The 8127-nt window shown below is 60.3% G+C and carries 5 protein-coding genes; 2 read left to right on the top strand and 3 right to left on the bottom strand.

Translation table 11 applies throughout. The features are described from left to right. Window positions 1-201 precede the first annotated feature (201 nt). Both PSR88_RS39280 and PSR88_RS39275 read left to right on the top strand, forming a co-directional pair. The gene (locus PSR88_RS39280; RefSeq protein WP_016881332.1) at window positions 202-2061 is read left to right on the top strand and encodes a DUF4012 domain-containing protein; all 1860 of its coding nucleotides are present in this window, start codon (window positions 202-204) and stop codon (window positions 2059-2061) included. Between the two features lie 628 nt (window positions 2062-2689). Further along, window positions 2690-4084 carry an IS1380 family transposase gene (locus PSR88_RS39275; RefSeq protein WP_342338071.1) on the top strand — a complete coding sequence of 465 codons (1395 nt, stop codon included), beginning with the start codon at window positions 2690-2692 and terminating at the stop codon, window positions 4082-4084. 323 nt (window positions 4085-4407) lie between these two features. On the opposite strand, the gene PSR88_RS39270 is transcribed toward PSR88_RS39275, so the two are convergent. From PSR88_RS39270 to PSR88_RS39260, 3 genes are all read right to left on the bottom strand, one after another. Continuing rightward, entirely contained in the window at window positions 4408-5730 is a 1323-nt protein-coding gene (locus tag PSR88_RS39270; RefSeq protein ID WP_016881329.1) for a UDP-glucose dehydrogenase family protein, read from the bottom strand. A gap of 101 nt (window positions 5731-5831) precedes the next feature. Beyond that, window positions 5832-6875 (bottom strand): polysaccharide pyruvyl transferase family protein, encoded by a 1044-nt coding sequence (locus PSR88_RS39265; protein ID WP_083853048.1) that lies wholly within the window; start codon window positions 6873-6875, stop codon window positions 5832-5834. Next, complete coding sequence (locus PSR88_RS39260; protein WP_083853047.1) at window positions 6875-8089, bottom strand: lipopolysaccharide biosynthesis protein; 1215 nt, start codon at window positions 8087-8089, stop codon at window positions 6875-6877. Before PSR88_RS39260 ends, PSR88_RS39265 begins: the two co-directional genes overlap by 1 nt. Window positions 8090-8127 lie beyond the last annotated feature (38 nt).

Below are 8127 nucleotides of genomic sequence, written 5' to 3'. Positions count from 1 at the left end.
AACAGAAGTCGGGCCCGCACGCCGCTTCGATACTGTGAATTGGCCCGCCTCTGTCCAGATGGGCCTGAACCTCGAGACTCCCGGTTCGCGAAATTCGCTACTCAGACAATAATGAGCAAGCGCGTAGCTCACCACGCGGGGGTCAAACTGCGACGCACGTCACAGCCCTCCACACGACCACGATGACAGGAGCCACGATCCGTGAACGATCATTCCCGCGGTGATGCCGAGAAACCAGATGCGTCTGGCACTTCCGCGGGCGAGCCCTCGGTTCGTCGCATCCGCAAGCGCACCAATATCCGCAGCAAGTCCTACAAACGCAAGCGTGCCCTGATCACGGGGGGTTTTGCGGCCTTGCTGGTGGTGGTGGCACTGGGTCTGTGGCTCGGCTATTCCGCCAGGGAAGCACGCGCAAACCTGTACGAGGCACGCAACCACGCGCAGCTCGCGAAAGACGCGTTACTGGACGGTAATACAGAAGACGCGGAGCGGTCATCCGCCGACGCCGACAAATACGCGAACCAGGCGTACGACTACACCCACAACACCCCATGGAGCGTTGCTTCCGCCATTCCGTGGCTGGGCAGCCCGCTCAAGACGTCGCAGCAGATCTCCGAAGTGGTGCGCGGCCTGACGTCGGACGTGCTCACACCGGCGGTGGCAGCCGGAACCTCACTGGCGCCAAACCAACTCATCGCCTCCGGTGGCAAGGTGAATTTGCAGCCCCTCCAGGACGCAGCACCCGTACTGGATCAGACCGCCGTCGCCGCCTGGCATTGGAATGATCAGGCACAGGCTATCGACGCGCCCACATACCTGGCGTCGGTTTCCGATGCGCGTACCCAGCTGCAAGACCAGCTTTCGGAGCTCTCGAAGCTGTTGGGGAATACCGCAATTGCTGCGAAGCTGGCACCCACGATGTTGGGCGCAGACGGCCCCCGCAACTACTTCATGGCCTTCCAAACCAACGCCGAGGCGCGCGGAACGGGCGGCCTGCTAGGCGGCTACGGTGTCATTCGTGCGAATGATGGTGTCGCACGGGTAGACACGCTAGGGCGGAACTCGGACCTTGTCGGCGCAGCAGCGCCGTTGGACCTGGGACCAGAATTCGCCGCCCAATACGGACAGAGCCGACCAACCACAGACATCCGTAACAGTAACTTAAGTTCACACTTTCCCTATGCCGCCCAGATTTGGAAATCCATGTGGGCCCAGGAATCAGGCGAGCAGGTGGACGGTGCGATTGCCACCGACCCGATCGCCCTCAGCTATGTGTTGGACGCAATCGGTCCGGTCAAGATGCCGGACGGCGAGGTGATCAATGCCGACAACGTCGTGGAGCTGACCGAGTCGACCGCCTACGTCCGGTTCGCGGAGGATAATAACGCTCGCAAGCAGTATCTGCAGACGGTGGCGGCCCGGGTGATCGACAAGATGACCGGCCAGATCCAGTCGCCGCAGAAGCTGCTTGACGCACTCGGGCGCGCTGCCGGCGAACGCCGAATTGCGGTGTGGAGTTCACACCCGGAGGAACAGGCGGTTCTGGCCGAGACCCTGTTGGGCCATACCGTTCCTGATGATGATGCACCATTCGCCGGGGTGGTCATCAACAACCAGGCAGGCGGAAAGCTCGACTACTACACGACGCGCGAGATCGACTACACAGCTCAGAGTTGCGCTGACGAAACCCGTCGCTCGACAGTCACGGTGAAGCTGACGAACAACACTCCAGTCGGCAACTTCCCTGACTATGTCGCGGGCACGTTCATTAATACCCTCAATGTGCCGAAGGGCACCAACGTGTCTGCGGTGTCGCTCCTCGCCACGCAAGGTGCGCAGCTTCGAAAGGTGACAGTAGACGGTAAGCCGACCATCTTCCTTACCGGTCAGGAGTTGGGCCACCCCATGTTCGGCGTACTGGCCCCGGTTCGACAGGGGCAGACGACCGAGATCACGTACGAGTTGACCGAGCCCACCACGCCAGGCGAGGCGCGGGTGCCAGTGCAGCCGCTTGTGGACGATCCAAAGGTGACGGTGAGCGTACCGAACTGCGGCAGCTAGCCGAAGTCCGTCACGCCGCTAATTCCGGTGGCTGTGGTCTTGTGCATCAATGGAGCCAGGACCGATTGTCGCCGAGCAGGCCTCGTCTGACAGAAATGTCTCGGCGAACGGCCACTCGGCGGCCAAGATTCGGCCCAACGACTTCGCGCCGCTTGGTCACCGGGTGATCGAGGCGCGGGTTTAGCTGTGTTTACACTCCCACCGAGGCCGCCGCGAAACAGGATAGGCGGTAGCAGGATCCGTTGTCGGTCGGCGCCGCTGGCACTCTGATATGGTGCGGCGTGCGCTCATTCCCAGATGTGGCAGCGGTCTCCTTGCGTTCGTCGTGGTGTTCCTCCGAGTTCGCTAACCGGAACGATCACCGTAGGTGCATGAAGGCGTAGCCACGGCCCTCCTCTTTGCCTTGAGATTTGCCGATGATCCGCGCGAGTCTTTCTGCCGTCCGGCTTCGGAATACGGCCGACATGTTGATATTTGATGGACCAGATAACCCTGTGCGCCCTGTTAGCCTGAACTTTTCGTGCAGGAGCGCGGATCAGGGTGGGTAGATAAGCGAAAGTGCCTGTCCTGCACGGCATAATGGGACTTCTCTACGGTTCCACAATGCCAACGGGAAGGCACTTCGCAGGTGAAGAGTATCGCAGCGGGTTCACGGGTGAAAGTATCGGCCGACGGACGGGGTGTGGTGTCGCATGCCGGTGTGGGGATGCTGCGGGAAATGGCGGACCTGACTGGGCTGTCCGCGCAGGTCACGGCAGTGCTGGCCGATACCTACCGCGGGCAATGGGCGCATGCCCCGGGTGCGGTGTTCGCCGACCTAGCCGCCGCGGTCGCCGACGGTGCCGACTGTGTGGACGTTGCCGCACGTGGTTGTGGTGGCCGCGAGCATGTGTTCGGTCCGTCGGCGTCGACGACCACGATGTGGCGGCTGGTTGACGAGCGGATCGATGCCGCGCACCTGCCCGGGATACGCGCCGCGCGTGCCCGGGCCCGGGAGCAGGCGTGGGCGGCAGGGGCCGCTCCGAAGGCGGAGTGGCTGCGGATCGACATCGATGCCACCATCACCCTCGACCATTCCGATAACAAGGAGAACGCAGCTGCGACCTGGAAGAAGACCTACGGATTCCACCCGCTGCTGGCCTTTCTGGACCGGCCCGACATCGCCGGCGGTGAGGCGTTGGCCGGGTTGCTCCGTCCGGGGAATGCGGGAAGCAACACCGCAGCCGACCACGTCACCGTCCTCGGGTGGGCACTGGACTCGCTGCCACCGGCGTATCGGCCCGATCCGACCGACCCTGCCGGGCAGAAGATTCTGGTGCGCAGCGACTCGGCCGGGGCGACCCACGGATTCGCCGACGCCTGCCGAACCGCGGGGGTGGGGTTTTCCTTCGGATTCGCCGTCGACGACCGTGTCCGTGCTGCCACCGAAACACTCAACGCGAAGGCCACCTGGGTGCCGGCGATCGACTCCGACGGCGAGGTCCGCGACGGCGCCTGGGTCGCCGAGGCCACCGATCTGGTCGATCTCGACGCCTGGCCGGAGGGAACCCGGTTGGTGCTGCGCAAGGAACGCCCGCACCCGGGGGCGCAGCTACGGTTCACCGATTCCGACGGGCACCGGATCACCGCGTTCATCACCGACACGCCGAAAGGAGTGGTGCCCGGTGGACTGGCCGGACTCGAACTGCGGCATCGGCAGCACGCCCGGGTCGAGGACCGGATCCGGCAGGCCAAGGCGACCGGGCTGCGGAATCTGCCGTGTCAGCGATTCGACGCGAACGCCGCCTGGCTCGAGACCGTCCTGGCCGCCACCGACCTGGTCGCCTGGGCGAAGCTGATCGGCTTCGGCGACCACCCGGACCTGGCCCGCTGCGAGATCGACACCTTCCGCTACCGGGTCTTGCACGTCGCGGCCCGCATCACCCGCGGCGCCCGGGCGGTCCGGGTTCGGATCGATTCGAGTTGGCAATGGGCCCAAGCGATCGCCGCAGCGTGGTATCGCATCCGCGCCGCCTTCACCTGACCGCGGCCTCCTGCTCCTACGACTCACGAAAGCCAACCCGGCCAGTGGAACCGGGCACCACCCGAGCGACATCGGGCGCGCCCTTATACCCACACACCAATATCTGTCCCGCACCAGCACATCCCAGCCGAAATCCACACCTCAGGCACACGGCACGAAAAATTGAGGTTAGTAACAGTGCGCTGGTGGCCGCAGTCCTGGCCTGATCGACTGGGCGAGCCACGGGGGCCGCTACCGCTTCAACCGCAGCGACGATGGATCGGCCTGCATGCAGGCGATGACAGCGCGAGCTTCAAAATGGCCAGAGAAACAAACTACCCTCATCATGGTCTTCCTAGCCCACGGTAGATCCATCCAGCACCACGCCAGTCCTTGGGGTCCAAGCAGTTCCGACCATCAATCAGCACTCGCTTCCGGACTATCCCTTCAAGATCCGACGGGCTGAGTTCCTTGAACTCCTGCCACTCGGTCAATACCAAGACCAGGTCGGCACCGTCACACGCCTCCAAAGCACTTGGGCTATACCCTAGCGTTGGAAATAGAGCCCGGGAATTATCGATTGCTTTCGGGTCGTAGACAGTCACCGCGGCACCTTGTAACTGGATCTGTCCAGCAACATTCAGGGCGGGTGAGTCTCGGACATCGTCGGAGTCAGGTTTGAATGCGGCTCCAAGTACTGCAACGCGAGCCCCCAGAAGGGAGCCGCCGCATGCCTCGCGCGCTAACTCGACCATGCGGGTCCGCCTCCGCATGTTGATGGTATCGACTTCGCGGAGGAAGGTGAGAGCCTGATCGGCTCCCAGTTCTCCAGCTCTAGCCATGAATGCGCGGATATCCTTGGGGAGGCAGCCGCCTCCAAAGCCGATTCCAGCATTTAGGAAGCGCCGACCAATGCGCACATCGTGGCCTATCGCATCAGCCAACTCCGTAACGTCAGCACCCGCTGCTTCACAGACCTCTGCTATCGCGTTGATGAACGAGATCTTTGTCGCCAGAAAGGCATTCGCCGACGTTTTTACTAGTTCTGCGGTAGCGAGGTCTGTAACAAGGAAAGGTATGCCCTCGTCGAGCAACTGCCCGTAAACCTCCCGAGCAACTGCTTCCGCATTTCCGGTCCTAACACGATCCACACCGAGTACCAAGCGATCGGGGTGCAACGTGTCCTGGACAGCGAAGCCCTCCCTTAGAAACTCTGGATTCCAGGCAAGCTCAGCAGCTTCTCCTGCCGGGGCCAACTCCCGAACTCTTCTTCCCAATCGCTCAGCTGTCCCCACCGGAACGGTCGATTTGCCAAAGATCACGGCAGGTTCGGTCAAGAGGGGGGCTAGCGACTCTACTACCTCATCGACAAACCGCAAATCGGCTGCGAATTCGCCCTTCTTCTGAGGTGTGCCTACTCCCAAGAAGTGCACGTTCGCAAAAGCCGCAGCTTCCTCATAGGACGACGAGAATCGCAACCGGCCCGCCGCAATATTTCGCTGGAGGACTTCCTCTAGGCCTGGTTCATAAAAGGGCACCACACCCGCTTGTAACTTGGCCAGCTTTGACTCATCGACATCAATACCGATCACTTCGTGCCCAAGCTCTGCCATACACGCTGCGTGTGTTGCACCAAGGTACCCGGTACCGAAAACAGCAATATGCATATCAATCCATTCAGTAGAGAACTACAGCTGCACTCGATTTGGACGCGAGTGGCCTCGCCTACGCAAGTAGTGGCAATTCAGACTCCTCTTGCCTAATTCCGTTACGAAACCACACGATGAACGTCGGTGAGGGCAGACTCGAGCTTCGCCGACGCTGAGCTCATCGCCGCCTTAATTCGCAAACGCTCCGATTCACTGAGGTCAAGCTCACAACTCGAGCCCTGCGACGACAAAAAGACGCTCTGTGGGGCAAGGATCGCGTCCAGTGAAGTATGCAATTTCTGTTCATTGACGACGTCCACGATCACTGGTATTGCCCCTGACCGAGCAGCCAGAATAAGTACATGTAGCCGGTCACTTACCGCAGCCGTCGAACGGTGATAGCAATCAAACAAGACCGCTTCGTGCTCTCGATGCGTCCTACTCTCCGGCCAATCAACATGCTGAAGCCCCCACTTCTCTGAAATCATCCTGTGGCGGAGTGCATCTTCCTTCACCTGGGTGACCAGAATCGGGTCGTAGCCGGCGGCACGAATTTCGGCCACTAGAGCCTCGAACGCATCGTCGTCCACGAACCGGTCGTGTCGAAGAGAAATTGCCACGAACGGACGTTGGAAATTGTCAGCGCTCGATACAAAGTTCACGAAAGCAAGGTCAGGAACAAATCGGGCTCGATCACCAATCAGGTGAACACTTTGTTCATCTCTGACCAGGTACATGTGCGCGGCGCGCGCCATCATCTGTTCGGCGAACAGGCTCACCCTGTTCGACTCTCGGACCGAACGCCCGAGAACGAGCACTTTTGACCCGCATAAACGGGCAACCGCGAACATTACCGCTACGCCAATGTGTTTCACGATCGCACGCATTGAGTTACCGAGGGCCGCGGGTCCAGGAGACATGGCTATAACCGCACGTCGGAAGCCAATCGCCCACACCATCCGACGCAAGAACCGTCCGGGCGACGAGGTGACGAAACGCTCGGGAGAAATGTGAAAGGCATCGACGTAGCTCGAACGCATTGATCCGACATAGACAAACGGAACGACGCCAGCTTTCGTTATCGCGCGAAGAGCCTCTCGACGAATATAGATGTCGCCAATATTGCCTTCTGCGGCTGCGATACTAATATATAGTTCACGCATTAATCAGCCCTTCGCGAAATCAGATAAAGACAAACGAGCTGGGTTGACATCTGGATTACATAGCTTAACGACAACGCAAGCCCCGCGCCTACCACTCCATACAATGGAGCCATTACAGCAATGGCCGCGAGACACGACAGAGTTGACCCTGTGGATATCGCTGCGACCGTCGTCAGATACCCCCATCCCTGCATCAATGCACTTAGTTGCGAGGCTACGGCAGCAAATATCAAGCCAAAACACACAATCTGGATCACCGGAATCGCCCCGTTGTACGCCGGCCCAAGAATCAGAGGAACCGCGAATGGAAGCGCTACGCCGATTGCAAGGTACAAAGCGCTGCTGAATGCCAGCATGCACAGGGTTGTGCGAATAAGGGCTCCCCGCGCGCCGACCGGGGTCCGTGCCGCGGCTGGCATGAGTACCGACGAGAAAGAAGTGGGCAAGATCCGCAAAGGAGTCGTGAGTCGACTCGCAGCTCCGTAAAATCCAGCTGCGCCCGGTGAAAGTAAGAATGCGACAATTAGCGTGTCCAGGTTCCGAGCCTGCGTACCAATTGAGTTGATCCAGAAGGGCCGCGCCTGTCGCAGAAGCACCCTATCGCTCGTTTCCGCATCCGTTCTTACCGAATCTATATTCCCCCGAACGATGAAGGCTGCGGCAACAAGCGACGAGACCGCTAAGCCAAAGGAATACCCGAAGAAGGGATCCATTCCCATTGCAGCCGAGCCCATGAGAAACAGTAGAGCAGCGGTCCTCCGGAAGACCAGCGATGATGCATTTTGCCAAGTAGCACCGTCGGCCAGGGGGATGCCGAGCCAAGTCTCGACTTGGCGGTCCGCGCCTATCCAAACCGCAAGCGGAATCAGCGGAACGAAACTTCGGTCCCAAATGCTCAGCGCAACACCGACAACCACACCAATGACAACCACAACAAGATTGATGCGCCCTACGAGCCGCAGAATACGGCCAATCGAACCATCGTCGGGGGACTGAGCTCGCAGACGCACGATCAATGTTGCTAGGCCGAAGTCCATCACCGTCTGCGTAATGATCGCAAAACCGTACACACTTGCAAATAGACCGAATTGAGCCGGTCCGATCCAACGCGCAAGCAGAGCCATACTGCCGGCCTGGATGAGAGCACCAGCGAGTCGGCCTATTAGTATCCACGAGAACTGACGACCTATTCTCGTACTAGTGTCTGTGCTCATACCCGGCCACCAAGCATCGACCCCGAGAAACCTGCCCG

It is taken from the genome of Rhodococcus sp. DK176 (genome assembly GCF_038447315.2).
Classification (GTDB): domain Bacteria; phylum Actinomycetota; class Actinomycetes; order Mycobacteriales; family Mycobacteriaceae; genus Rhodococcus_F; species Rhodococcus_F jostii_A.
The sequence above is the reverse complement of the archived record's forward strand: the minus strand, read 5'-3'. Positions and strand labels throughout refer to the sequence as shown.

What these genes read in the sequence shown, in the direction of transcription:
- PSR88_RS39270 (WP_016881329.1), bottom strand. Translation starts at nt 5,730, where the DNA reads ATGCATATTGCTGTTTTCGGTACCGGGTACCTTGGTGCAACACACGCA.
- PSR88_RS39265 (WP_083853048.1), bottom strand. Translation starts at nt 6,875, where the DNA reads ATGCGTGAACTATATATTAGTATCGCAGCCGCAGAAGGCAATATTGGC.
- PSR88_RS39260 (WP_083853047.1), bottom strand. Translation starts at nt 8,089, where the DNA reads ATGAGCACAGACACTAGTACGAGAATAGGTCGTCAGTTCTCGTGGATA.